Annotated in this window: 22 protein-coding genes and 3 pseudogenes; 6 read left to right on the top strand and 19 right to left on the bottom strand. The window is 59.5% G+C overall.

The genetic code is table 11. The features are described 5' to 3' along the window. The first annotated feature begins 11 nt into the window (after positions 1–11). Positions 12–815 (top strand): polysaccharide deacetylase family protein, encoded by an 804-nt coding sequence (locus tag J1N60_RS07550; protein WP_312911946.1) that lies wholly within the window; start codon positions 12–14, stop codon positions 813–815. A 12-nt stretch (positions 816–827) separates the two neighbouring features. On the opposite strand, the gene J1N60_RS07545 is transcribed toward J1N60_RS07550, so the two are convergent. Further along, the gene (locus J1N60_RS07545; RefSeq protein ID WP_312911945.1) at positions 828–1370 is read right to left on the bottom strand and encodes a methyltransferase domain-containing protein; all 543 of its coding nucleotides are present in this window, start codon (positions 1368–1370) and stop codon (positions 828–830) included. 98 nt (positions 1371–1468) lie between these two features. Beyond that, positions 1469–2089 (bottom strand): annotated as a pseudogene (locus J1N60_RS07540) (IS6 family transposase). Between the two features lie 163 nt (positions 2090–2252). Here J1N60_RS07540 and J1N60_RS07535 point away from each other — a divergent pair. After that, complete coding sequence (locus tag J1N60_RS07535; protein WP_312911944.1) at positions 2253–2432, top strand: hypothetical protein; 180 nt, start codon at positions 2253–2255, stop codon at positions 2430–2432. Between the two features lie 5 nt (positions 2433–2437). Here J1N60_RS07535 and J1N60_RS07530 read toward each other — a convergent pair whose 3' ends face one another. From J1N60_RS07530 to J1N60_RS07490, 10 genes and pseudogenes are all read right to left on the bottom strand, one after another. Further along, positions 2438–3889: a sulfatase-like hydrolase/transferase gene (locus J1N60_RS07530; protein ID WP_312911943.1), complete on the bottom strand. Its 1452-nt coding sequence runs from the start codon at positions 3887–3889 to the stop codon at positions 2438–2440. Between the two features lie 301 nt (positions 3890–4190). Next, a pseudogene (locus tag J1N60_RS07525) lies at positions 4191–4861 on the bottom strand (IS6 family transposase); the annotation flags it as partial. A 375-nt stretch (positions 4862–5236) separates the two neighbouring features. After that, positions 5237–6760, bottom strand: coding sequence for an oligosaccharide flippase family protein (locus J1N60_RS07520; RefSeq protein ID WP_312911942.1), 1524 nt, complete (start codon positions 6758–6760; stop codon positions 5237–5239). A gap of 4 nt (positions 6761–6764) precedes the next feature. Next, complete coding sequence (locus J1N60_RS07515) at positions 6765–7274, bottom strand: glycosyltransferase family 4 protein (RefSeq protein WP_312911941.1); 510 nt, start codon at positions 7272–7274, stop codon at positions 6765–6767. A gap of 138 nt (positions 7275–7412) precedes the next feature. Continuing rightward, positions 7413–7826: pseudogene (locus J1N60_RS20615) on the bottom strand (glycosyltransferase); the annotation flags it as partial. Positions 7827–7944: 118 nt separating this feature from the next. After that, on the bottom strand, positions 7945–8796 hold the full coding sequence (locus tag J1N60_RS07510) for a TrmB family transcriptional regulator (protein WP_312911940.1): 852 nt from the start codon (positions 8794–8796) through the stop codon (positions 7945–7947). Between the two features lie 79 nt (positions 8797–8875). Then, entirely contained in the window at positions 8876–9883 is a 1008-nt protein-coding gene (locus J1N60_RS07505; protein ID WP_312911939.1) for an NAD-dependent epimerase/dehydratase family protein, read from the bottom strand. A gap of 4 nt (positions 9884–9887) precedes the next feature. Then, complete coding sequence (locus tag J1N60_RS07500; RefSeq protein ID WP_425499334.1) at positions 9888–10838, bottom strand: NAD-dependent epimerase/dehydratase family protein; 951 nt, start codon at positions 10836–10838, stop codon at positions 9888–9890. Further along, positions 10831–12000 carry an NAD-dependent epimerase/dehydratase family protein gene (locus J1N60_RS07495; RefSeq protein WP_312911938.1) on the bottom strand — a complete coding sequence of 390 codons (1170 nt, stop codon included), beginning with the start codon at positions 11998–12000 and terminating at the stop codon, positions 10831–10833. The genes J1N60_RS07500 and J1N60_RS07495 overlap by 8 nt, the downstream gene beginning before the upstream one ends. 547 nt (positions 12001–12547) lie before the next feature. Beyond that, positions 12548–12904 (bottom strand): cell division protein SepF, encoded by a 357-nt coding sequence (locus J1N60_RS07490; RefSeq protein ID WP_253433197.1) that lies wholly within the window; start codon positions 12902–12904, stop codon positions 12548–12550. Positions 12905–13097: 193 nt separating this feature from the next. On the opposite strand from J1N60_RS07490, the gene J1N60_RS07485 reads away from it, so the two are divergent. Together J1N60_RS07485 and J1N60_RS07480 are read left to right on the top strand one after the other, a co-directional pair. Continuing rightward, positions 13098–14624, top strand: a complete 1527-nt coding sequence (locus J1N60_RS07485) for a S8 family peptidase (RefSeq protein ID WP_312911937.1) — start codon at positions 13098–13100, stop codon at positions 14622–14624. A gap of 90 nt (positions 14625–14714) precedes the next feature. Continuing rightward, on the top strand, positions 14715–15425 hold the full coding sequence (locus tag J1N60_RS07480; RefSeq protein ID WP_312911936.1) for a DUF1028 domain-containing protein: 711 nt from the start codon (positions 14715–14717) through the stop codon (positions 15423–15425). A gap of 77 nt (positions 15426–15502) precedes the next feature. Here the strand turns inward: J1N60_RS07480 and J1N60_RS07475 are convergent, their stop codons facing one another. Continuing rightward, positions 15503–15982 (bottom strand): RNA-binding protein, encoded by a 480-nt coding sequence (locus J1N60_RS07475; protein WP_312911935.1) that lies wholly within the window; start codon positions 15980–15982, stop codon positions 15503–15505. A 142-nt stretch (positions 15983–16124) separates the two neighbouring features. Between J1N60_RS07475 and J1N60_RS07470 the strand changes: the two genes are divergently transcribed. Continuing rightward, entirely contained in the window at positions 16125–16412 is a 288-nt protein-coding gene (locus J1N60_RS07470; RefSeq protein ID WP_312911934.1) for a DUF7562 family protein, read from the top strand. A gap of 67 nt (positions 16413–16479) precedes the next feature. Here J1N60_RS07470 and J1N60_RS07465 read toward each other — a convergent pair whose 3' ends face one another. The 4 genes from J1N60_RS07465 to J1N60_RS07450 all read right to left on the bottom strand — a co-directional run bounded on the left by J1N60_RS07465 (position 16480) and on the right by J1N60_RS07450 (position 20506). After that, positions 16480–17295: an ABC transporter permease subunit gene (locus J1N60_RS07465; RefSeq protein WP_312911933.1), complete on the bottom strand. Its 816-nt coding sequence runs from the start codon at positions 17293–17295 to the stop codon at positions 16480–16482. Further along, positions 17292–18266 carry an ABC transporter ATP-binding protein gene (locus J1N60_RS07460; RefSeq protein ID WP_312911932.1) on the bottom strand — a complete coding sequence of 325 codons (975 nt, stop codon included), beginning with the start codon at positions 18264–18266 and terminating at the stop codon, positions 17292–17294. Before J1N60_RS07460 ends, J1N60_RS07465 begins: the two co-directional genes overlap by 4 nt. Positions 18267–18470: 204 nt before the next feature. Then, the gene (locus tag J1N60_RS07455) at positions 18471–18932 is read right to left on the bottom strand and encodes a response regulator (RefSeq protein ID WP_312911931.1); all 462 of its coding nucleotides are present in this window, start codon (positions 18930–18932) and stop codon (positions 18471–18473) included. 86 nt (positions 18933–19018) lie between these two features. Next, positions 19019–20506 (bottom strand): sensor histidine kinase, encoded by a 1488-nt coding sequence (locus J1N60_RS07450; RefSeq protein WP_312911930.1) that lies wholly within the window; start codon positions 20504–20506, stop codon positions 19019–19021. A 169-nt stretch (positions 20507–20675) separates the two neighbouring features. Between J1N60_RS07450 and J1N60_RS07445 the strand changes: the two genes are divergently transcribed. Further along, a complete protein-coding gene (locus J1N60_RS07445) occupies positions 20676–21974 on the top strand; it encodes an RNB domain-containing ribonuclease (RefSeq protein ID WP_312911928.1) in 1299 nt (432 codons plus the stop codon). A 24-nt stretch (positions 21975–21998) separates the two neighbouring features. Here J1N60_RS07445 and J1N60_RS07440 read toward each other — a convergent pair whose 3' ends face one another. Beyond that, complete coding sequence (locus tag J1N60_RS07440; protein WP_312911927.1) at positions 21999–22547, bottom strand: GNAT family N-acetyltransferase; 549 nt, start codon at positions 22545–22547, stop codon at positions 21999–22001. Between the two features lie 148 nt (positions 22548–22695). Beyond that, positions 22696–23982 (bottom strand): MFS transporter, encoded by a 1287-nt coding sequence (locus J1N60_RS07435; RefSeq protein ID WP_312911926.1) that lies wholly within the window; start codon positions 23980–23982, stop codon positions 22696–22698. Between the last annotated feature and the right edge of the window lie 146 nt (positions 23983–24128).

Below are 24128 nucleotides of genomic sequence, written 5' to 3'. Positions count from 1 at the left end.
AAGTTAAACAGATGGAGTTAGCGTTCTCGGTTGACCTCGAACCAAACAAGGACGGTTCATTTGACGGAATTAGAGATGCAATGCGGTGGTTTGACAAGGTGATACCACGAGGGACAGTATACACGACTTCGCAAATCGCAACTGAACTCCCTGAGGTCGTTGAATCACTCTCTGAGGATCACGAAATTGGTGTTCACGTTCATCCTCAAGAATTCGGCCACGAAGCAGACGATCTCGCCGCACTTTCTCGCGACCGGCAACGGGAACTCATCTCTCAAACCCGAAAGACAGTGGCTGGAGCTGCCGGGGTGGCCCCCGAAACACTCACTGCCTTCCGTGCTGGCCGCCACAAGGCCAGTCAAACAACGCTTGATGTATTGACGGACATTGGATTCAAAATTGACGCCTCGATTAATGTCAGATATCGCAACTATATGCCAGACACAATGACGGTGCGTACAGAACCATTCATCTACAACGGGGATCTCATGGAACTTCCAACGACTTATGCACGTCCCTCGAAACCTTCCCGAGTCTGGGTTCGAACGTTCCCTAATGGTAACATTACTGCCACGGCGCACACGCTAAGAACCGACCGAAGAGGGTGCTCGGGATTGCGTGCACTGCAGTGGTTGTTCGAGAACACTGACAATGTCGTTTCGATGTACATGCACCCATACGATGCTATTGACTACCATTCAGACCTGGAAAACAACGGCCAGGAGTTCCGAGATCGCATCAAACTGCTCTTCGACTGGTCCGACCACCGATTTGTCGTTGCAACCGATATACTAACGAAACTAACTGAACGGTAAAGAACCTTTCAGTCACTCATGTTTTCGCCATCGAGCACGGACCCGCCCACCCGCGAATGGGAATTTCATTAACTCATCGGCAAGATCATGCCCGATAATATCAATTAAATTACCATAAAGGTATGAAAATGGCCGAAGCCACCAGCGATACGGACGTAACCAACCAACAACCGAGACATCAATCAGTTCTAGTTCGGCGTTGTAGAAGTAGTTCCACTTACTGTCGGCATCGTACCATTCGGGTGTCTGAGATGTCCAGGACCACAAGGAATGGTCCGGATCAGCGACGATGCCAGTGCTGTGGGCATGCGTCGCAGCAAGTTCAAGTTCTCCACCCGGCTCTAATGCTCGAGACCATTCTTCGATGGCTCTATTCAAATCAGGGAGATGTGGAACAAGGCTATTGGCATGTATCCTCTTGACGGTTCCATCTTTAAACGGAAGATTGTCCGCCGATGCAACGATATCGACGGATTCAGTTACCCTTAAATCAATATTTAAGTGATTTTCTACGGGGTCTGCCCCACCACCTAAATCCAAACGAATATCTTCCATAGTAGGATATAACATCAAATACATAATAGAGTTTGGTTCTATTGCACTATCTAGTCTAGCACCTCTGCTGGCGTCTATCCGTTAAGTGACTGATACGGTCATTGTGTGTCGTAGTGTCCGAACTGTTCAAGCCACTTTCTGACGCTCGCCCGACTGCTCACCCACGAGGAATAAGCGGTCAACCCGCATTTTTAGCGTGTGAAACCACCTCTCGAACAGAGTTCGCTCGACGTAGTCGACCTGATCGATCAGCACCTAATCGAGTGAAAGCAGTCAGACAACCGTAGCTATCGACGAGAAACACGGGCTCTCCGAAACTGTGTTTCTCGGTCAATCGATGCAGGAACGCGGCAGCTGGATCGGTGCCTCATCGTCTAAAGGCTGCGGCATCGAGGAGCAACCGAGAGTCGAGATCGATTACAGCGTACACTCAAGACCAATTGCCGTTGATCTTGACAGCGGTCTCATCAACAACTCGCGAGGGCTTCGCCGTCGACGGATCTGGCACGTTGTCAGCTAGTCGATGCACCCAGTTCCAGATGGCTTGATGAGATCGTTCAACGCCGAGCAAGCGGAGAATTGCTCGTGTTTCGCGGAGCGAACACCCGATTGTGTGGAAGCGGACGGCGAACGCCCGTCAGGGTGTTCGCCGTCCGCTCACGTTCCCAACAATTATCAAATTCCGCTGCGTACCACTCGCTGAGCAGGTCTGCGAGCAATGTTCCAAACTATCTCCATGACCTGTTCGTTCCTCAAACTAGCCTAACTAGACACTGCCGGTCATCTGTACGTCCAAGGGAGTAATTGACATTCTTACGGCCCATACTCCTAACTAAAAAGGTCTTTGGGACAGGCTAAAGGTAGTTTGACCTGTATGATCTGGTGGCGGACCCCAACGAAACAAGAGACGTGAGCGACGATAATCCCGAGGTCGTCAATCGGTTCACGGCCGTCATGAGTGAACACCTAAAGATGGCGCAGACGACCGATACTGACCTCTCGAATATAAAGGAAGACAAAGCAGTCAAACAACGATTTCGGGAGCTAGGATACCTTGATTGATTAGGTCACCGGTAGCCGAGTTGTTCGAGCCGTGCTTTAACATCGTCAGCTGGCACAACATCGTCCGATGTGACGGCCTTCGAAGGCTCAAGTCCGGCGAATGCCTCCTGAAGTACCGTTGGATCGGGATCGTCGAGCCTAATTGTCTCCCTTGGAGAGGTGCAATCAAACGCCATCGTGTTGCCGTTCCACTTGACGTCTTTTCGAATTCGTTTGTCTCGAGTCGTTCGATATACAGCCTTACCACCGTGTTCATATACCTCAACATCTTCAACGTATTCCGGCACGCTATCACGTTTCTGTTCGGACAGTCCGCTATCCGAGGCCAGAACGAGACCATTATCGGGGATGAATCCGGATTCGTCCCGCTCACCGGCAATCGTTCGCCTAACGAGCGTCGGGAACTCAGTCAAGGATGCGACAGTCTTTATACGCGTACCTTCAGTTTGGTTGGGGTACTTGACTACGAGCGGGACATGGAGGATCTCTTCCTCAAGCCCACCAGTTGTCCCATGTGCAACCGACCGAACGGGGCGAATGGTACCTTTTTCGCCGAATCCTTCGCCGTGGTCAGCAGTAATGACCACAAGCGTGTTATTGAGCTCACCATGTCTGGACAGTGTTGAAAGCAGTCGCTTCAGCTCGGCATCGACTTGGCGTATACATCCATTATATGCTCGCTCAAGAGCAGCCCGCTCGCTCCAGGGCCGGCATCCGGCGATGAACTCCCATTTGTGAGACTTAAGATCACACATTAATTTACGTTCCGTCTGGTCGGCCCATAAGTTGTACTCAGGATCAGGGAGGTATGGCGTGTGGGCGCACATATAGTTGACACAGGCCGCCCACGAACCATTACGGTTATCGACCCAGGTCTCGAATTCGTCGGTAAACTTGCTGTCAGGGACTATATTTAGCCCCTGGAATTTCGACGGAATCAATGGCCTCGTGACGTCCCAGAGTGCCAATCCGTTCGCAAGTGACTGTAGCGGTCGCCCGCTACTGACAACGCACTGCATGAATTCTAAGTAGCGCTTGAGACCATCTCGATTGAGATTTGAGGGATCAAACCCGCCAGGGAAGGGTACACGGTGGTTTTCACCTGAAACTACCGTCTCGAACGCATCAGATAGACCAACTGGGGCCTGAGTTAGGTAGGAGTTGTACGAAAACACACCTGTCTCGTATCCATCCGCGGCTAGTTCTTCCCAAATGGTGTTGCCGGGTCGGAGCCGGTCTCCGATATCTCGCATTTGGTGTTCAGCGACGTGCAGGCCGGTGAAAATGCTTGCATGACTCTGAAGGCTATCCGTTCCTGGGGCACGCGCTTGCTCGTAAACGGTCGCCTTTTGAGCGAATTCTTCTAAAAACGGAGTCGTCTCGGCATCGGACTCATAAAGAGACGTGTTCCGTGCCCGTACGGAGTCAAGAACCACGAGAAGAATATTCGGTGTCATTAGTCGGGATTTGAATGATCGGTACGAGCGAAGTATCAGTCTAGCCGATCAACTACATCTCGATTGTACAGTTGAGCGTTACCATTATCAACTAAATATGTTTCGGTTCGTCTGGATTCGGCTGACTCTATCCTGCATAGTGTGTTCAGAGGGAGGTAACGATACTTGACACAGTCTATGTAAGGAATATTTCAAGTTGGGAGAACGCTGAAGAGGTAACGAGACTCGTGGCACCATCATATAGTCTCTGATGAATTTGGGGTTGATCGACAAGCAGTGAAAATCGGTACTGTCTAGTTCCCACCTCCTCGACAGGGGTTCGGCCGTTTAGTGCCTGGTTCGGTCGATCGTGGCTATAATGGTGTCTGAAGCGCCTCAGCCAGCGGCGTGCGCTGGCTGGACTGCCCCGCCAGAACGAGTGAAAGCGGTCGATCCGCATCGACACTGTCTGAAACCACTTTTCGATGGTGTTTCGCTCGCTGTAGTCGAGCTGACCGTTCAACTTCCGACGAGCAAGGGCAGTCAGATAGCCGCCAGCATCCACGAGAAACGCTGTGTCGTCGAAATCGTGTTTCTCCTCAAGCGTGAGAGGAACGCCGCCGCGGGGTCGGTGCCGCGGCGGCTGAACACGTCGATTTCCAGCAAGAGCTTCGATTCTGTGTCGATTGCGGCGTACAGCCACTTTTTCTCGCCGTCGACCTCGATCTGTTTCTCGTCGACCGCGACCCGCGACGGCGAGGCCGTCGGCGGGTCGCTCTGCGCCTCGGACAGCGTGTGCGTCCAGTTCCAAATTGCGCCGTGAGAGCGGTCAATACCGAGTAATTCAAGCACTGAGACGACCTCCCGAACCGACAATCCCATCGAGTGCAGACGCACCCCAAACACCCTGACGGGTGCCGGGGTGCGATCGTTCTCCCAACCCTCATCACAGTCCACGTTCAAGGTTTCTCTGAGCAGGTCGGCGAGTTGCATGAGCACTTCTCGCCACCACCTGCTCGTTCCTCAAACTCTCATCTAGACAGTGTCTGAAAATCAAATATTTCAGTACGATGTTCATGGAGAGTGTACGAAACTAATAGTGCTTCGACAGCTACTGAAACGCTGTTATATGCCAAATTGCTAGCCAGTATTATCTACGTCAAGTCTCTCTAGTGAGACCACTGATGGAAATGTTATTTATATCTGTTATTTTATAAAGTATTAATATATAACCACAATTTTATACCCCACCAACCGAGCGGAATTCTCGTAAAGTGACTGTATGTTGAACACCAGTACCCGCGGCATCGTTTTATCGGTCCAACAAATATATGACCAATAGTGAAAGATGGTAATCACTAAGACTATTCATGAGAACCGGTTTATCAATATATCGAGCATCCAGGAGTCTATCTCATACTTCTCCTCAATTGATCTGAGAATCATTATTTCATACTGGAAGAGTCCAGTAATCGACAAAATGACCAGTACATACGCTATCGAAAACAATCCAGAAATAAGGACGAGAAAGACGAACGAAACCGGGATAATAGGCCTAATGAGTACTGCGAGGGCAACAAACGGAAGTGATATTAAAACAGGAGTTAATGTCGCTCTGGAAAGAGGCGTTCGATTTGTGTAATAGTGGATCTGTATCGTTGCCATCCCATCACGGATAATAAACGATACCCCTGTAGCAATGGCAGCCCCCATGATACCGAGAGTAGGAATCAATATGATGTTAAATGCGACATTCGAGATCGCCGCAGCGGCACTGTTGAAAGAGAGAAGTTTCGACTTTCCGAGTGCCCGCAGGAGCGGCCCGTGAACGTTCAGGACGTTACTGGCGGCATACCCAATTGCCAGAATTGTGAGGACTAATCCTCCTTCAGCATACTCGCCACCGTAAATTACGCTAATGAACTCCGTAGAGAACACACCGAGGGGGAAAAGGGCACATACGCTTGCAATTGCTAGCCATCGGGCTATCGATCGATAAACCTTAATCATCCCCGAGACATCACCTTCACTCTCGAGCCGGCTTGCCATCGGAGTTCCGATGAAATTAAAGGCAGTAGAGAACATTTGCATAAAACCTACAGCTGCGTACGCGACTCCGTACACTCCGACCGCTGCGCTCCCTAAAAAACGAAGCACGAGGAATATATCAACACTTCTGTATATGAAGCTCGAAAGTTCGGTAATAGTAAATGGGAGAGAGTATCGAAACACTTCGGATCTCCTGTCCTGGTCGAGCGATTCCGAAACTTCTGGAAGCGCACGATAAAGAAAATAAACTGCGGCAACGAGACTGGCGGTGTACGGTATCGCGTATGCAGTGGCAAATCCAAACTGGCCGAGGCCGAAAGTGACCGCGGTGATGATAAGCAATAGTCGGACGCTGGTATGCAGAATGTTCTGAACAAACGCGTATCGGGCCGACTCAGATTGTCCACGTAAACCGCTTAGTGCAACGTTAAGAAGGGCAGCGAATGGAATTGCTGCCCCAAAGACTCTAATGCTCGCCTCAACTGTTGGGTCGTCAAAAATGGTCGCTGCGACGAATTCTGCGTTGAGCGAAACTAGTAGGCCTAACGGCAGAGAGGCTATCGCAACCACACTAAACGCAAACTGGGTAAGCGCACGTTTTTCCGAATTATCTACGCGGGGGAGGTACCGTACCAAACCGGAGGCTAATCCAAGCCCTCCAATTATTGCGCCTACGCTTAAAAGCGCAGTCCCGGTCGTTAATCCTCCGAATTCACTAACCGAGAGGTATCTCGCGGCCAGCACCTGCGCTACAAATGCGATAACCAACTCGAGAAACAGTCCAACGTAGATGACACTCGCGCCTTTGACCACGTCCCGAATTGCCTGATCGTTATCGCTCATCTGGTCACCCGATCACCTGTTGAAGAGCGCGTTCGTATCGATCGTACAACTCGTCCCAGGAGAACCCCTCCTCGACGGCCGTTCGACCGTTCTCGCCGAGGCGCTCACGTTCGCGTTCGTCCGTCGCGAGGTGATCAATTGCCGTCGTCAGTTGATCCGGTCGATGGGGATCACAGAGCAATCCTGTCTCGCCGTCCTGAACGATTTCCGGGACCCCGCCGACTCGAGTGGCCGCAACCGGCGTTGCCGTTGCCTGCGCCTCGAGTATTACTCGCGGAAGCCCCTCAGTATGGGAAGGAAGAACGAACGCGTCGAACTCATGATACAGCGAGGGGATCTGTTCGTATGGCACCGATCCGAGGAACGTAGCCGTTTCTCCGAAAATCTTCTCGAGGTGTGTTCGTTCCGGGCCATCACCGGCAACGATCAGGTCGCAGTCGGCATCGGCCGACTCGAGGGCTGCGGCGAGATCAGCGAGGCCTTTGTACGGCTGGAGTCCACCGACGTACCCCAAATGGAGACCGCTTTCGAGATCGTCAATTCGACGTTCAAATCGACTGGAAAGCGCGACAGGCGCTGATTCTGGGTTGAATCTGTCCACGTCGACTGCGTTACGTATGTTGAAGATACGGCCTCCATTGATACTGTACGATTGGAGCTGGGAACCGATGTAGTCACAGACCACGAAATATCCGTCGTGAGGCGCACGAAGCCGCACTTTGAACGACGCCAAATCCGTTCGTCCGAAGAGGCTCTCCACCGGCGGATCGAGACTCGAGCCGACGTGGACGACGTGAGTCACGCCGAGATTCCGTGCTGCGAGCAGTCCCGGAAGATACGTTTTTCGGGTCTTCGAGATGACGATGTCGATGGCATGCCTCCGTCCGATTCGAATCGCTCGAATGAGCGTTCTGAGAGGCCCTTCGACGAATCGGGACCGAGGATTAACCGAAACCTGAAACGAACGTTCTGGTTCGGAGTTCCAGTCGAGAAGATAAACGTCGTGTCCTCGCTTTCGAAGTCCTGAGACGACATTTCGGACATGTATCGCCCCACCTCGTACCATCGCATCGGAGAAAGAGATAGGCTCCTCGGTGAGGTAGAGGATACGCATTGTTTGAATATGCTGAAGACTCGGCTAAATATCTCGCGGTCCAGTGTCTTCAGTTATGGTTTGTAATCGTTCAGACATATGGTCGTGACTCGAGACTCTCGTACCGCCAGATCAAATCGAAATACCGTTTCATACCTGCGACGAACGAGCCGTTTTCCGTAATCGCGGCTTGCCGCTGATGGTTCGGAACGTCGGTCTCTTCAACCAGGAAGATCGCTTTCCCAGAATCGTACTCCATACTCGGGTCGATAAACGTTCCGCGCCAGGGCAGTACCTCCTCGCTGAATCGATATCTGATAGCAGGATACTCGGAGGCGATTCGCTCGACGATATCCGCCTGTACCGCTGCCTTCTCCGACGGAAGTCTACGGGGATCGAGGAACAACACCGAGACCTCGAGTCCTTGCTCGCTCGCGGTCGAAATCGCCGTTTCGATATCCTCGAAGTAGGCGAAGCTGTTCGTAATCACGTAGACGGTTTCGGCCGCGTTCTGGTAGAGCTGACGCGTCTCCGTCTCGCTCGGATCGCCGACGTCGACGACGTGAAAGAGTTCCGACGTCGGCGTCACGTCCTCGTTCGCTTGTTCGTACAGGGGCCCGAACGTCTCAAGAAACGTCGATTCGATGGAATCGATCTCGGTGCAGTAGTCCTCGTACGCCTGTCGTCGATTCTCCTTCGCCCGCTCGAGAACGGTTTCCGGAGATTTCGGTTGATACTGCTTCGGCCGGCCGGGAATCACCTTGATGAAGCCGTAGTTCGCGAGCGACTCGAGAACGCCGTACACGCGAGCCTTGGGGATGCCCGTCGCCTTGGCGATGTCCGGTGCAGTCGTCCGTCCGGCGCTCAAGAGATGCTCGAGTGCCGTCGCCTCGTACTCCTTCAATTCTAGTTCCTGCAGTAAGTCGGTTGGCTCGGTCCCCATAGCAGATACTCCACAATTGGGCTGAGAAACCGTAAATCCGTGTATTTATACTCAGAGGTTCAGGTCTGGGATCGACAACTCAACCCTCTGCTCGCTGCAGGAGTTCTCGAACCGATTCCTCGATCGTGTGTCGTGGCGACCAGCCCAGCTGCTCGTCTGCCCTCGACGTGTCGACGGTGAAGCTTTCGACCATCGTTTCGCCACTTCGGGGGTTTTCGACGAGTTCAACGTCGACGTCGACGTTCAGTTCCTCGCGGGCGATCGCCTGAACGGTTTCCGCGACCGACATCACGGAGGGATCCTCGGTACCGGCTATCTCGTAAATCTCGGTGCCGGTCTCGCCCGTCTCGAGTTGCTCGAGCAGTCGTTCGCAGCTGTGGATGTACGCTCTGGCGACGTCTTTGACGTGAACGAAGTTTCTCGATTGGGTGCCCGGTTTGTACACCGTCAACGGCTCGTTCGACGTGGCCCGGTTGACGAAGAAGTTGATCACCGTCGGTTTCGAGACGACCGTTCCGTCGACGACGTGGTCGCCGTAGAGGTTCGACTTGAGGAACAGGTGGGCCGGAAACGCACCGTCGGCCAGCGTGTCGATCGCGCGTTCGCCGAGGAGCTTGGTTCGGCCGTACCAGTTGAGCGGGTCCCGTGGATCGTCCGCCGTAATCGGGAACGTGTCTGGGTCGCCGAGAACGGCCATGCTAAACGGGAAGACGAGCGCGGCACCCGTTTTTCGGCAGAACCACGCGACGTCGTTCGTTCCGGTGACGTTGACGTCGTAGGCGAGGTCGCGGTTGGTATCGCAGTCGTCGACCCCGCTGACTGCTGCCAGGTGGAGCACGATATCCGCTCCGTCGAGCACCGATTCCAGCCGGTTACGGTCTCGAATGTCGACGTGTTCGATGTCGACCGACCCGACCGCGGAAACCTGACCCCGGTACTGGTTATCGATCGCGCGAACGGACCAGTCGGGATGCGTTTGTTCCAGCAGGTGAAGGACGCGGCTGCCGATGAATCCGGCCGCGCCGGTGACGGCAATCGTCGGCGGTTCGTTCGTGTCGTCTTGTATCGATGATCGTTGACTCGTCATAGTATCATTGCCTCGGGTGTGATCGTTGTAGCCGGTCGGCCAGATCCGCAATTCCCTCTCGTACGGTCCATTCCGTCTCGAAGCCGGTTTCCGATAATCGGTCGAAGCTCACGTGATACGACGGCCCCGGGTGCTCGTCCTCGAGGTACGTAATATCGAGTTCCCGATCGAGTTCGTCTCGAACGAGTTCCGCGATGGTGGCGATCTGGTAGTTCTGGTCGTTCGCCCCCACGTTGTAGACCAGTTGCGGCCACGAGTTCGGGTTCAGCGCAGCGTGGGCGTAGGCTCTCGCGGCGTCTTTGACGTGAATAAACGGGCGCCAGTTACTCCCGTCACCGTAGACGGTAAGCGGTCGATCGGTGAGTGCTCGGAACACGAAGTGGTTGATGACCAGGTTGAAACGAACGCCCGGCGACCAGCCGTAGTTCGTGCTCATTCGGAGTGCCGTCCCGTCGAACCCGTGTTCGTCGATTGCCTCGCGAAGCAACGCCTCGGATTCGACCTTCGACTCCGCGTACGGATTGAGCGGATCCTGGTCGGTCGTCTCGTCGATGTCGGTGCTCGCGGTACGCCCGTAGTTGTTACACGACGAGGCGAAGACGACGTGTTCGACGTCGAACTTGCCGGCAGCCGTGAGCACGTTCTCCGTCCCGTGATAGTTGACCGAGAATGTCTCCTCGCGGCGGTCGTGCGTCGACGCTGCACCGGTAATCGCGGCGAGATGGATCACTCGATCGACGTCGCGCATCGCGTTCTCGACGTCACCGTACTCGCGTACGTCGCCACGTCGAAACTGTACGTCGTCGACGCGTCCGGCGAGGTTCGACGGCGAGCCAGTCGTCAGCGAATCCAGGACGCTGACGGTTCCGACGGCTTCCTCCTCGAGGAGGAGCGAAACGAGTTCGCTCCCGATGTACCCACAGCCGCCCGTCACGAGGACGTGCAGATCAGTCATCAGACGTCAGGACGCCGGGGAGGAACCGATCTTCGTGGGCAGTGACCGTCCGTTCGTGATCGACCAGCGTTCCGAGGATCTGTCTGACGCCGTCCTCGAACGTCGTCGACTGGCCGTCGATCAGGTCCGCGTAGCGGTCGTGTTCGATCTCCATCTTGTGCGTCTCGTCTTCTTCGCGTGGGTTTTCGAAGTGTTCGACGTCGACGTCGAGATCGAACTCGTGGGCGACAGAGGCGATGGTTTCTGCAATCTCGACGATACTGATCGCTCGAGTGACCTGATTGTAGACGTCGAGTCCGTCGTGGTCGGTCTCTTCGAGGGCCAGACGCGCCAGCCCTTCGACCGCGTCCTCGAGGGCGATAAACGGCTTTCGCTGTTCGCCTTTCCCGTACACGGTCATCGGATAGCCAGCGACGGCCTGTGCACAGAATCGGTGGGTAACGACCCCGAAGTAGTAATCGAAGTCGAACCGGGTCGCCAGGTCGGGGTGTGCTGCGGTCTCTTCGGTTTCGGTGCCGTACGTGATCGCCGTTCGCACGTCCGAGATTGGTATGTCGAACTGTTTGTGTGCCAGGCGCATATTGGCTGCGTCGTGCGATTTCGTCAGGTGGTACCAGCTACCGGCCATCGCTGGGAACGGGACGTCGTCCCGCTCGCCCTGGTTTTCCATCGTCGCCCCACCCTCCGGAATCGGGAACGTGGGCGCCCCGTAGACGCCGGTCGTCGTCGTTTCGATGAAGTGGGTGTCTGAAAGTCCAGCTTCGTGCAGCCCCCAGAGCAGATTCCGGGTCGCCTGCATATTGTTGTGCTGCGTGTAGTTTGCCCGTTCACCGTTGATCTGTGAGTACGGCGCAGACGGTTGTGCGGCAGTGTGAACGATCGTCTCGGGTTCGTGAACTGAGAGCAACTGATCGACGAACGCTCTGTCGGTCAAATCACCCTCGACGAAGGAGAGGTTCTCGAGACCGAGCACTTCTTCGGCTGCTTCCAGTCGCGCATCGATATCCGCGATGGGTACCGCTGTCGTCGACCCGACGGATTCTACCCACTCTCTCCTCGCGAAGTTATCGACGAGGACCACGCGGTCGTCGGTTCGCGATGCGATGCGCAGTGCGGTAGGCCAGCCGAGATATCCGTCACCGCCCGTAACCAGTATCGACATAGTTACTCATAATTTGAGTACCTTCCATATAATGCTTCTGCCATCACCTGCGAGATCGAGGGAAAGTACTAAGACCTCATGGATAATTGAGTTACTCAGAAACTGAGTACCATGGCATCTACAAACGATGAACCCCTGGCCGAGGATGAGCGAGACGATCAACACTTAGCGGACGTTGCTGACGGCTGCGGGTGTACCGAAGTGTGGGAACATTTGGCCCAGAAGCGAGAATCTGATTGACGTATTATCAGTAAAAGGCCGAGGAAAACGAGCAATAACCGGATTACGACGCGCACTACCCCCACTGGAATCTCAATTGACATTACTCCCCAGGCGGGACCATACACACGCTTTTGCGGGAACCAAATAGAGCGGATACCTCCAGACTCCGGAGTAATCGTTCGAACGAATGCAGGAATAGTGTCGACGGGAGTTACAACTGACGAACTTTGGAGCACCGAATGCGGTCACTCTCGCTGCCAGCCGGAGGGTGGAAAATGCCACGCTCGATGATGCTCGAGCGTTCGAGAAGCGAAATTCCTGAACCTTACCGACCCAATTTCTCCCGACCGATCCGAATCCCTGTGGGCGTGATGATGAGCTGGTCGTCACCCTTCTGGACGATGTCGCCGTCGACCTCGCGGGCGACCTGTCGGAGTTCGTCGACGATGTGTTCGGTCGTGCTGTCTTTGGTGCGCAGGCGGGTGATGTCGGCGATGACGATGTCGCCGTCGTAGACGGCGTCTTTGATGTCGATGGCGTCGACTTGCCCCCCGATTTCGGCGATGTGGACGGACATTCCGGCGTCCCCGGTCGACGGCGTGACGTCGTCGAGGTCGAGTTCGACGTACTCGTCGGCGGTGCGCGTCTGCCCGCTGCCGAGGATCTTGCTCATTAATCCCATAGCGTCAATGGACCCGCGCTGGAGTATAGTTCTTACGTCAGACGCTGTCTCACGACCTCACGGTCCTCCCCGATTTAGTAACCGCAATACCAGCTTGTTGCAATCCACCTAATTGTTATTCGCCTATCAGTTAGAATTCATTTTTCGAAGTATCATAAGAACGTTTATATGGTAAGGTATGGAGAGTGTTGTCGTGGTTGATAATACCATGTCACGGGAACACATCTCACGACGAACGCTGCTGCACGGAGTCGGCGCTGGAGTCGCCGCGACGGCACTGGCCGGACAGGCGTCCGGGCGGGACGACGAGTACATCGTCGGACTACGGGCCGACAGCGGATTCGAGGTCGCCAGCGAGCGAGCCAGCGGTGTCCGGCTCGAGCTCGAGTTCGGCGACGTCGGCAAAGCCCTCTCGGGACGGTTCTCCGAGCAGGCGATCGAGGCGCTCGAGAACAACCCGAACGTTCGCTACGTCGAGCAGAACGGCCGGATGCACGCCCTCGAGCAGACGACGCCGTACGGCATCGACCTGGTAGACGCCGACGTGGCGATCGACAACGGCGAGACCGGCGCCGGCGCCAACATCGCGATCATCGACACGGGGATCGACGCCCAACACGAGACGCTCTCGGCAAACCTCGGCGAGGGCTGGGCCGCGGGCGACGCGGAGTGTGACACCGGCTGTGGCGGCGGTCCCTTCGGCGGCGGCAACGACATCGACGAGTGTCTCGAGGTCTGGGACGACGACAACGATCACGGGAGCCACTGCGCGGGGACGGCCGCCGCGGCCGACAACGGACTGGGCGTCATCGGTGTCGCCCCGGACGCCACCCTGCACGCGGTCAAGGTGCTGGACTGTTCGGGCGGTGGCTCGTACGACAGCATCGCCGCTGGCATCGAGTGGGCTGCCGACCAGGGCCAGATCGATGTGTTGAGTATGAGCCTCGGTGGCGACGACTCGAGCGTCGTCCGCGACGCCTGCCAGTACGCCGACCAGCAGGGGAAGATCATCGTCGCGGCGGCCGGGAACTCCGGACCGTGTACCGACTGCGTCGGCTACCCCGCCGCGTACGACGAGGTCGTTGCCGTCAGCGCGACCGACTCGAACGACGATCTCGCGGACTTCTCCTCGACCGGCCCGGAGGTGGAGATCGCCGCTCCCGGTGTCGACGTCCTCTCGTCGATCCCGCGCAGCGACTACGCCCAGTTCTCCGGGACTTCGATGGCCTGCCCGCACGTCGCCGGCGCGGCCGCGAGCCTGATCGGTGCCGGCGAGGATCCGGCGAACGTCCGACAGCTCCTGAGAGATGGCGCCGAGGACGTCGGCCTGGCCAGCAACGAGCAAGGCGCGGGTCGGCTGAACGTCGCGAACTCGCTGGGGCTCGACGGTGGTGACGATGACGACGGCGGCGACGGCGGTGACGGCGGTGACGGCGACACCGCACCCGTCATCGACCAGTTCGCCGTCTCGACCAAATCGAGCGGCCCCTGGTCGCGCGCGAGCGTCACCTGGTCCGTCTCAGACGCCGACGGCGACCTCGCGAGCGTGACGACGGAACTTCTCTCGGGAACCAGCGTGCTCGACAGCCAGACCACGAGCGTCAGCGGCTCGAGCGCCTCGGGCGAAGACGACCTCCGAACCCGCGACAGTCCCGACAGCGTCCGGATGGTCGTGACGGACGCCGCGGGGAACGAAACGAGCGACAGCCAGGCGTACTGAGCGGACGAGACAGTTCGATCGCCCCCTTCGGCCTCGCGAACTGCCGCGAGCCACTCCTTTTTGCCGGCGGAGTACGTGCCCCCGGACGACATGACGTTCAGTATCTGTGTCCACGAGACGTACGAGGATGACGACGGCGAGGAACACGACCGCTTTGGTGTCGCCGTGACCACCCGGCTCCCGGGCGTCGGCACCCTCTGCCCGTTCGTCAGCGAGAACGGGGCCGTCGCCACTCAGAGTCTGGTGAACGTCGACCTCGGCCGGCGGGGAATCCAGTACGTCGACGACGGACTCGCCGTCGAGGACGCTCTCGAGGCCCTGCTCAACGCGGACGAGGGGGCCTCGAACCGCCAACTCCACGGCGTCGACCGCGACGGCAAGTTCACGTTCTCGGGAGAAGACTGCAAGGACTGGTACGGACACACGAGCGGCGACCGCTACACGGTCGCCGGCAACCTCCTGACCGGGGAGTCCGTGATCGAGGCAACCGCGGCGGCCTACGCCGATTCGAGGGACGACACCCCGCTCGCCGAACGCCTGATCGACGCCCTCGCCGCTGGGCACGCCGAAGGAGGCGACAAGCGCGAGGAACTGCGGGTCCAGAGCGCGGCCGTCCGCGTCGCGACGACCGAGGAGCGCGAACTCGAGCCGTTCTACGACGACCTCCGGGTCGACGCCACCCTCGAGCCGATCGCGGACCTCCGGGAGACCTTCGACCTGGCTCGGGAGGGCTACGAGACGGCGCTCGAGAAGTACGAGGACGCCTACGAGGAAGACGACATCGACGCGGGCGAGGAGTGAGCCGTCGCTCGAGAGGTAGGACCCTCGCTCGAGGGGTTAGAGTACGTAGCGGTCAGCGAACGCGAACAGGTCGAGCGCTACCCGGAGAACGAATAGAGGTCGTCGCCGACGTGGTGCAGCGAGTCGACGACCTTCCCCTCCTCGCCGACCATCTCCGTCCCCGAGACGCGAGCGCGCCCGATCGCCAACACCTTGCCGTGGGACTCCTCGGCGATCAACACGAGGTCCCCTTCAGAGATTTCGGCATCGGCTTCGGTGATCCCCGGGCGCATCACGTCCGCGCCGTCGGAGACGAACGAGACCGCGCCCGCGTCGACGGTCACGATCCGGTAGTCGGGGTCGTAGGCGTTCGCCCCGCGGACGGTCAGGAACGGCTCGTCGTCGAAGTAGGCAATTTCGGGGGCGCCGTCGACTAGAACGACCTCCCAGTCGCTGTCTTCGAACTCGACGCGTTCGTAGGTGTCGCCCGCGAGCGTGACGCCGAGCCGGTTGGACACGGCCGTCTCGATCTCGGAGATGGCGTCACTGCGGAGGTGGTGTCGCGATTTGACCTGCATACGCGCCACCACGGTCACGCCGGCTATAAAACGCCCGTCTCGAGGCCGGTTCGATCACGAGGTTCCGTGTTCTCGGTCGCCAATCGTGACCGTCACACGAGCCGTGAGAATTGCTAAGTAGGCGCACGGTGATAGCCGACGTATGTGGCTCTCCCGGTGGCGAACGGAGACCGTGACCTGCATCGCCTGCGGCGAGACGATCCCGCGATCCGAGGCCCGCGAGTACGACAAGTACGGCAATCGCTGGGAACGCGAGGGAAAAACGTTCGAGTACTTCTGTAAACCCTGCGACGGCGACCTCTGTCGGTACGGCCGCAACGGCCTCGAGGCCCAGCTCACCGACCTCGAGGCTGGCGAGCACTCCCAGGAGGCGTTTTTGCGTCGGTATCTGTGTTCGCTCGAGGAGCGCCGGCGAGTCGAAGAGCGGTGATCGTGGGCCGCGCCGACGGTCGCAAGTCGGTGTGCGTGGACCGGTAGAGGCCGGTGTCCGTCGAACGCTAGAGATCCGTCCGGTCGAACTGCAGATACCCCGCCAGCGGTGCGAGTATCACCCAGGCGAGCAAGACCGCCACGCCGAACGCCGACGGCGCGTCCTCGCCAGCTCGCTCGAACACGTAAGCGTCGAGCACCCGTTCGTAGGCCACGCTCGGGGAGAGCGTCGCCACGTAGGGGCGCCACCACGGGAGTTCGTCGGGGAACTCGAGCCCCGAGAGCAGGTAGACGACGCCGTCGGGAACGACTCGCCAGACGAAGACGAACAGCATGAACACGCCGAAGGCACAGACGGCGGCCCACGACGGCGACCGGACCAAGCCGGAGAGGCCGATGCCGATGGCGACGTAGGCCAGACCCAGACCGGCGGTGGCGAGCGTGAATCCGGCCAGCGCCGCCAGCGGAATCGTCGCGCCGAACCCGAGGAGGATCGCGACCGCGACGACGACGCCGAGGAGTAGCGGCGCGAGGAACACCAGGTACCGACCCACCAGCGACCCGATCACGACGTCGCGTCGGTCGTGAGGCATTCCCAGTACGAGCGTGAGCTGGCCGCCGTCGCGTCGCTTGACGATGGCCTCGTACGAGAGCATCAGCCCGGTGGCCGGGATCAGCACGATACAGAGCAACGAGAGCATCGTGACGAACTCGACCGGTTCGGGCGCCGAGAGGTAGTCGTGAACGCGAGCCTGCCGAACGTTCCGCACGTGGATGTAGCCGAACACGCCGAAGACGAGCCCGAAGAGCGCCGTCATCGCGTACAGCTGGTAGTTGCGGATCGCGTCGCCGAACTCCTTGCTCGCGAGCAGTCGCCAGTTCATCGCTCGCCCTCCGTGTAGGAGACGAACAGTTCCTCGAGCGACGTCTCCGCGGTCGAAAAGTCGGTGATGGTTGCCCCGTGCTCGCGGATTGTATCCAGCACCTCGAGTTTCGCCTTCGTCGCGCAGGTGACCACGAGCGCGTCTCCGTCTTGACGCACCGAGGAGACGCCCGTGAGGGAGTCGACGGCTGCGACGATCGGTTCGAGGGCGACGCCAGCTTCGATTCCGGATATGCCTTCGCCAGCGGCCAGTTTCTCGTCTGTTTCGGCCGTCTCGAGATCGAGTTCGACGACGAGTTCGCCGTCGCTCTCGTTGGCCGTCCGGAGGCCGTCGATCGTGTCGACGGCGATCAGCGAGCCCTGCCGGAGGATACCGACCCGGTCGGCGACGGCCTCGACCTGCTCTAAGATGTGACTCGAGAAGAAGACCGTCGCGCCCCGGTCGCGCTCCTCACGGACGATCTGACGCATCAGTCGGACGCCGTGGGGGTCGAGCCCAGTCGACGGTTCGTCGAGGATCAGGAGTTCGGGTTCGCCGACGAGAGCCATCGCCAGCCCCAGGCGCTGGGTCATCCCCTTCGAGTAGCCGATGGCCTTGCGGTCGGCCGCGTGGGCCACGTCCACGCGCTCGAGCAAGACGTCGGGGTCGTCGTCGGCGTCGTTGGCCGCAATGGCGTACTCGAGGTGCTGGCGGCCGGTCATCGTCTCGAAGGGGGCATACCCCTCCGGGAGGATACCGGTCCGCTCGCGGACGGCGACCGGGTCGCTCGTCACGTCGTGACCCAGGACTTCGACCCGCCCGCTCGTGGGGTGGGTGTAGCGCAGCAGGATGTCGATGGTCGTCGACTTGCCGGCCCCGTTCGGGCCCAGGAAGCCGAAGACCTCGCCGGATTCGACCTCGAGGTCGATGCCGGCCAGTGCGGTGACGTCGCCGTAGCGTTTCGCGACGTCGTGGAGGGCAATCGTCGTCATCGCCGAATACTCTTTGCTGATAATATATAAAATCCAACGTGTTTCTCGTGAACTGGTTGAGTGACTCGAGAGAGCCAGAACGCGGTCGGTTCTGCGTGATCGCACAAACTATAAAAAGTGTAGTTAGTCGCGAGGGGCCGTAGTCGGTGCTCGAGCGTGGCACGTACAGACAGTCAAGTGAGGCGAAGTTTACTCGAGCGTGGCTCACAGGGGCTGGTCGATGTCGGCGAACTTCCCCGACGGGAGCGATCCGGGCGAGGCCAGCGAATCCCCGATCGTTTTGACGAGCGAGATGAACTCGTGGGGGTCTACCGGTTTGACGAAGTATCCGTCCGCTCCCAGCTGATAGGTCTCCAGAATGTGGTCGTCGGACTGGGAGCCGGAGAGAACGAGTATCGGCGTCGAACGAAAGTCGGGGTCGTCGGTAATCCGCTCGAGAACCGCGTTGCCGGTCAGTTTCGGCACGTTCAGATCCAGCAGCACGAGGTCCGGTTTCGCCGCGGATTCGTAGCCGTTTCGTCGATAGAGGTAGTTGAGCGCTTCCGCGCCGTCGGTGACGACGGTCAGCGAACGCGGGACGTCGCTCTCGTCGAATCCGTTCTCGATGAGACGGACGTCGCCCGGGTTGTCCTCGATTACCAGGATGTCGAACGGTTCCTCGGCCATTGGAGTGAATCTTGAGTCTGGTGACGGTGAGCCTGTGAGTCTGTGCCTGTGCCTGGAGCCTGTGATCCTGGTACCTGTGAACCGATCTACGCCGCCGCAGGAAGGGTGAAGTAAAACGTCGTACCGTCGCCCGGTTCGGAGTCGACCCAGATGTCGCCGCCGTGGTGGTCGACGATCTTCCGACACAGCGAGAGTCCGATACCGGTCCCCTGGAACTCGTCGTTCGAGTGGAGTCGATTGAAGATGTCGAAGATCTGGTCGACGTACTCCGTCTCGATACCGATTCCGTCGTCGGCGACCGAGAGGACGCAGCGGTCGCCCCGTTTCTCGTCGGCGATCTCGATCCGGGGTGGCTCGTCGCCACTGTACTTGATCGCGTTCGAAACCAGGTTCGAGAACAGTTGCTTGAGCTGGTGGACCTCGCCGCGAACTGTGGGTAACGGCTCGAGGTCGACTGCGGCATCGGTCTCGTCGATCTGCACCTGCAGATCGGTCAGTACGTCGTCGACGACGTCGTCGCACTCGACTCGTTCGAAGTCCGCCTCGTCCATGTCGATTCGCGAGTACGCGAGCAACCCGTCGACCATCTCCCGCATCCGGTCGGAGCCGTCCACGGCGAAGTCGATGTACTCTCGCGCCTCTTCGTCCAGGTCGTCCGCGTAGCGGGAATCGAGCAACTGGAGATAGCTCGAGATCATCCGTAGCGGCTCCTGTAAGTCGTGGGAGGCGACGTACGCGAACCGCCTGAGTCGCTCGTTGGACTCCTCGAGTTCCGCGACCGTCTCGTTGAGTTCGGACCGCGCTCTGGCGCGGTCGACCAGCGTGTTCAGCATTCGCTCGACGTCACGGGTGGGTTCGTCAGGTTCGAAGAACTCCTCAGGCGGCGTGTAGTAGAAGTTGTGACAGACGGTGTCTTCGTACACCAGGTGCGGGTGCGTTCGGATAACGTCGACGAGCGTCTCGGGTGGGATGCGCTCACAATCGTAGTGACAGAGGGCGATGCAGTCCTCGCCGCGGAAGAGGTCGTTGACGCGGCTCTCGTAGGCCATGAAGTCCTCGAGGGTCGCGTACTCGTCCAGGATGAAGTTCGTGTTCGCGGTCACCCGGAGCGCCGGGTACTCCGCTTTTGCCTCTTCGATCGCGTCGGCGTACACCTCGAGCATGTCGTCGGGGTCGAAGCGGCCGGACCGCAGGTAGGTCTCCTCGAGCGTGTGAAACGTCAGCTGGCCCGACTCGAGAGCCGCGTCTACGTCGACGTCGCCGCCGCGGAGTTCCGTGAGGATGTCGGACTTCGGGAGGTCGTCGATGACGTACATGACCCGCTCGCCGCGCTCGATACCCTGTCGAATAAACGGGGTAACGGTGGCGAACCGTTCCTCGCGGCTCCGGTAGAACAGTGCGATGTGCTCGCAGGTTTCGAGGTCGTCGAGCCCGTCGAGCGGTTCGACCGTGCCGTGAAACGACGGGCTCGATCGAAGCGCCTCCAGACCGTTCTCCAGGGTTAGCGGGTCGGCGGTGGCGGAGTTCTCCGCCCGCGACTCCTGCTGACGGCTTCGATCTGCCTTCTGACTCATCGTCACGAACCTCGGTGTCTAACGATAAGTAACCTTTGCCTGTTCCCCGTCTTCCCGCGAGAGAGGGGATAACGGACGACACAGCACGGGTACCAGCCGGTTGAGTCGCTGTGAAATACCGCGTACGCGTCCCGACACGACTTTGGCACTCCTGTTCGTAGCCGAGGGTATGAGCGACGACGCACAGGCCGCAGCCGGCACGGCCGAGGGGCAAGGTCCCGTCCAAATCTCCGAGGACCTGGCCCGCCACCTCGAGAACAAGCGCGAGGACCTCTTCGAGAAGTTCGAGATCCGCGACGAGTTCCCCGCGAGCGTCCTCGAAGAGGCCAAGGAGTTGACCGAGGATCCACAGGCCGACATCGACGCGGAACTCGAGGATCGGCGCGACCTCCGGGACATGACGACGTGGACGACCGACCCCATCGACGCCCAGGACTTCGACGACGCGCTCTCGATCGAAGAGCGCGAGGACGAGTACGTCCTCTGGGTCCACATCGCGGACGTGACTCACTACGTCCACCCCGAATCCGAGATGTGGAACGAGGCCGTCGAGCGCGGCAACACGGTCTACCTGCCCGCCTACACCATCCACATGCTGCCGCCGGTGCTGGCCGAGTCGGTCTGTTCCCTCGTACCCAACGAGGAGCGACTGGCCCACACCGTCGAAATGCACCTCGACAAGGAGACCCTGAGCTACGACTCCATCGACATCTACAAGTCCGTCATCGAGTCCGACGAACGGCTCACCTACTCCCAGGCCGAACAGCGCCTCGAGGACCCCGACGCACCCCTCCACGAGGAGAACAAGCTCGTCTACGAGGTCGCCAACGAGATGCACGAGATTCGCAAGGAAGACGGCTCGCTCGTCCTGAACCCTAGCCGCGACCGCGCTCACACCATCATCGAGGAGTGCATGCTCAAGGCCAACAAGGCCGTCACGCACGAACTCATGTGGAACCGGGGCGTCGAGGCGATGTACCGCGTCCACCCCCAGCCGACGCCCGACGAGTGGTCGAAGGCCCTCCAGGAGATCCAGGACCTCGACGGCGTCTCCATCCCCGGCGACACCTGGGACGAGCCCCGCAAAGCAGTCAACGCGACCCTCGAGACCGCGCCGGGTCGCCAACTCGATAAGATCCAGTGGGCGGTGATGAAGGTGATGCCCCGCGCGAAGTACATGAACGACCCGTTCGGCGGCCACCACGCGCTCAACTTCGAGATTTACGGCCACTTCACGAGCCCCATCCGCCGACTCTCGGACCTGATCAACCACTGGATCGTCTACCAGAACGACGTGCCGGAGAATCTCGTCGCCCTCTGTGACCGCGCCAGCGACAAGCAGAAGGCCGCCGAGACCTGCGAACGCGAGTACAAGGGGTTCCTCCAGGAGGTCGGCCTCGATCCGATGGCGGTGAACAACCGCGGGCTCGAGGTCGTCGAGGAGGACGAGGCGGACAAAACACTCTGAATCGCGGAGAACGCGGTTACGAACTCACAGAGCCTTCTCGAGCAACGACACCCGATACGTCTCGCCCTCGAGTTCTTCGACCACCTCGGCGACGGGTTCGTACCCTCGGTCCTCGTAAAAGTCGATCGCTCGCTCGTTTCTCGCGAACACCTCGAGACGAATCCGGTCGAAGCCGTCGTCCTCGAGGGCTCGTTCCCCGCGCTCACAGAGCGACGTTCCCAGCCCCCGTCCCCAGTGGCTCGAGTGAACGTAGAGCCGAGCGAGGTGGCCGACGGCGGGTTCGTCCGGCCACTGGCCGACATGGACGAAGCCGGCGAGGTCGTCAGTTCGATCCGCTTCGTCATCGTCGGACTCGGGGGCGACGAACAGGTGGCTGTCCCTCGACTGGATCGACTCGCGCAGACCCTCGAGGGCGTACCACTCGTCGGTCACCGACTCGACGGCGTCGGGGCCGAGGAGGTCGTCGTACGCGGCGTGCCAGCTCTCGCGGGCGACGGCCCGGATCGCACGGGCGTCTTCGAGGCGCGCGGGTCGGACGAAGTGAGTGGATCGGTGGCGGCTCGAATCGGTCACGATGGCTTGTGAGTGGGCAAAGACGAAAAAATGTGCGGCTAGTCACGTTCCGAGTGAACAGGTGGGTGAAACCGATAGCGTTCATCCGGTTTCACGCATCATTTCACGCACCGGTCGACGCCTGAAAGGGTGCTACTCGCTCGGACCATCAGACGCTCGAGCCGTCCGCCGCGTACCGATACAACCAGAGCGTACACGCGAGCGCGACGGCGGCCGCGACGGTCGCGATCACGAACGCCATGCGGTAGCCGGTCGCGGTGTAGACGCGCACGCCGGCCTCGAGTTCGCCCGTCCAGTAGGTGTCGAGAGCGAATCCCATCGCCGTCGGGAGCACGGCGGCGCCGAAGAAGGCCGCGCCGTTGATCACGCTGGTCGAGATGCCGCTCGCGCTCGCGTCGTGGCGATCCTTCACCAGCGGGTACCCGAGGACGAACGCGCCGAGCAGGACGCCCGCGACGAAGAAGACGACGCCGACGACGGCGATCGGCGGTCGCCCCAGTGCGGCGACGAGACCGAGCGAAGCCACGTAGAGGACGGCGCCGACGACCATCAGCTCGACGCGGCGCTCGAGGCGGTCGGACACCCAGCCGATCGACGGCGGGCCGACGATCATGCCGACGCCGCCGGCGAGGGTGTACAGCGAGGCGTGGGTCACGGAGACGTCGTAGGTCTGGACGACGTACGGGACGCCCCACAGCCCGAACAGCGTCAGGTTGAGCCCGGAGGTACAGAAGAGCATCACGCTGGCGACCCAGGTGACCCGATCGGAGAGCACGGTGCGGACGTGGCGGACGACGGCAGCCGTCGAGAGCGTCGGCTGGCCAGGCACGCCCTCGATGGGGTCGAAACCGGCCCGTTCGGGCGTGTCGCGGACGACCGCATAGACGACGACGCTGAACGCGACGCCGAAGACCCCGAGCGCGCCGACGGTCGTCCGCCAACCCGCCGATTCCGCGGCGACCGCGAGGGGCGTAGTCGCGAGGACGCCACCGACGCCCGAAACCGCGAAACTGAGGCCGCTGAGGGTAGCGAACTCGTCGGCCCGGAACCAGCTGGCACAGAACCGGAGGATGCAGACGAAGATCACGCTCGCCCCGAGGCCGACGAGTCCACGGGCGACCAGCGCTCCCGCGTAGCTGGTGGCCAGCGCGAACCAGATCGCGCCGACGTTCATCACGAGCCCGCCGGCGGCGGCCGTCCGACGGGGACCGATCCGGTCGGCCAGGATCCCCGTCGGCAACTGCATCAGCGCGTAGATCCAGAAGAAAATCGCGTGGAGCGTCCCGAGCTGGGCGCCCGTGGTCCGGAAACCGGCCATCAGCTCCTCGGCGAGGACGGCCGTCGAGAGCCGATAGACGTTCACGAGCAAGAAGACGACGCCGAGGGTCCCCCAGAGGAACCACCGGCGAGTGAGCGGGTCGCGCCAGCCTCGCATGACTGTCCTCTCTCGACTCGAGTGACCTAACGATTCAGGTTCCGGAAGCGGTCATCGCGAACGGGGTTCGAGAGAGATTCGCGGCTCTACCGGCGTGCATCGATACCGTTCGACCGTGATCGCTCGTGTTCGACCGCGCTCCTCGC

Origin of the sequence: Natronosalvus caseinilyticus (genome assembly GCF_017357105.1) — an archaeon.
GTDB classification, from domain to species: domain Archaea; phylum Halobacteriota; class Halobacteria; order Halobacteriales; family Natrialbaceae; genus Natronosalvus; species Natronosalvus caseinilyticus.
Note: the sequence above shows the minus strand (reverse complement) of the source record. Positions and strands in the feature narration are given on the sequence as shown.

What these genes read in the sequence shown, in the direction of transcription:
- J1N60_RS07435 (WP_312911926.1), bottom strand. Translation starts at nt 23,982, where the DNA reads ATGCGAGGCTGGCGCGACCCGCTCACTCGCCGGTGGTTCCTCTGGGGG.
- J1N60_RS07445 (WP_312911928.1), top strand. Translation starts at nt 20,676, where the DNA reads ATGAGCGACGACGCACAGGCCGCAGCCGGCACGGCCGAGGGGCAAGGT.
- J1N60_RS07505 (WP_312911939.1), bottom strand. Translation starts at nt 9,883, where the DNA reads ATGACGAGTCAACGATCATCGATACAAGACGACACGAACGAACCGCCG.
- J1N60_RS07530 (WP_312911943.1), bottom strand. Translation starts at nt 3,889, where the DNA reads ATGACACCGAATATTCTTCTCGTGGTTCTTGACTCCGTACGGGCACGG.
- J1N60_RS07510 (WP_312911940.1), bottom strand. Translation starts at nt 8,796, where the DNA reads ATGGGGACCGAGCCAACCGACTTACTGCAGGAACTAGAATTGAAGGAG.
- J1N60_RS07480 (WP_312911936.1), top strand. Translation starts at nt 14,715, where the DNA reads ATGACGTTCAGTATCTGTGTCCACGAGACGTACGAGGATGACGACGGC.
- J1N60_RS07460 (WP_312911932.1), bottom strand. Translation starts at nt 18,266, where the DNA reads ATGACGACGATTGCCCTCCACGACGTCGCGAAACGCTACGGCGACGTC.
- J1N60_RS07450 (WP_312911930.1), bottom strand. Translation starts at nt 20,506, where the DNA reads ATGAGTCAGAAGGCAGATCGAAGCCGTCAGCAGGAGTCGCGGGCGGAG.
- J1N60_RS07500 (WP_425499334.1), bottom strand. Translation starts at nt 10,838, where the DNA reads ATGACTGATCTGCACGTCCTCGTGACGGGCGGCTGTGGGTACATCGGG.
- J1N60_RS07455 (WP_312911931.1), bottom strand. Translation starts at nt 18,932, where the DNA reads ATGGCCGAGGAACCGTTCGACATCCTGGTAATCGAGGACAACCCGGGC.
- J1N60_RS07465 (WP_312911933.1), bottom strand. Translation starts at nt 17,295, where the DNA reads ATGAACTGGCGACTGCTCGCGAGCAAGGAGTTCGGCGACGCGATCCGC.
- J1N60_RS07470 (WP_312911934.1), top strand. Translation starts at nt 16,125, where the DNA reads ATGTGGCTCTCCCGGTGGCGAACGGAGACCGTGACCTGCATCGCCTGC.
- J1N60_RS07495 (WP_312911938.1), bottom strand. Translation starts at nt 12,000, where the DNA reads ATGTCGATACTGGTTACGGGCGGTGACGGATATCTCGGCTGGCCTACC.
- J1N60_RS07550 (WP_312911946.1), top strand. Translation starts at nt 12, where the DNA reads ATGGAGTTAGCGTTCTCGGTTGACCTCGAACCAAACAAGGACGGTTCA.
- J1N60_RS07475 (WP_312911935.1), bottom strand. Translation starts at nt 15,982, where the DNA reads ATGCAGGTCAAATCGCGACACCACCTCCGCAGTGACGCCATCTCCGAG.
- J1N60_RS07490 (WP_253433197.1), bottom strand. Translation starts at nt 12,904, where the DNA reads ATGGGATTAATGAGCAAGATCCTCGGCAGCGGGCAGACGCGCACCGCC.
- J1N60_RS07520 (WP_312911942.1), bottom strand. Translation starts at nt 6,760, where the DNA reads ATGAGCGATAACGATCAGGCAATTCGGGACGTGGTCAAAGGCGCGAGT.
- J1N60_RS07545 (WP_312911945.1), bottom strand. Translation starts at nt 1,370, where the DNA reads ATGGAAGATATTCGTTTGGATTTAGGTGGTGGGGCAGACCCCGTAGAA.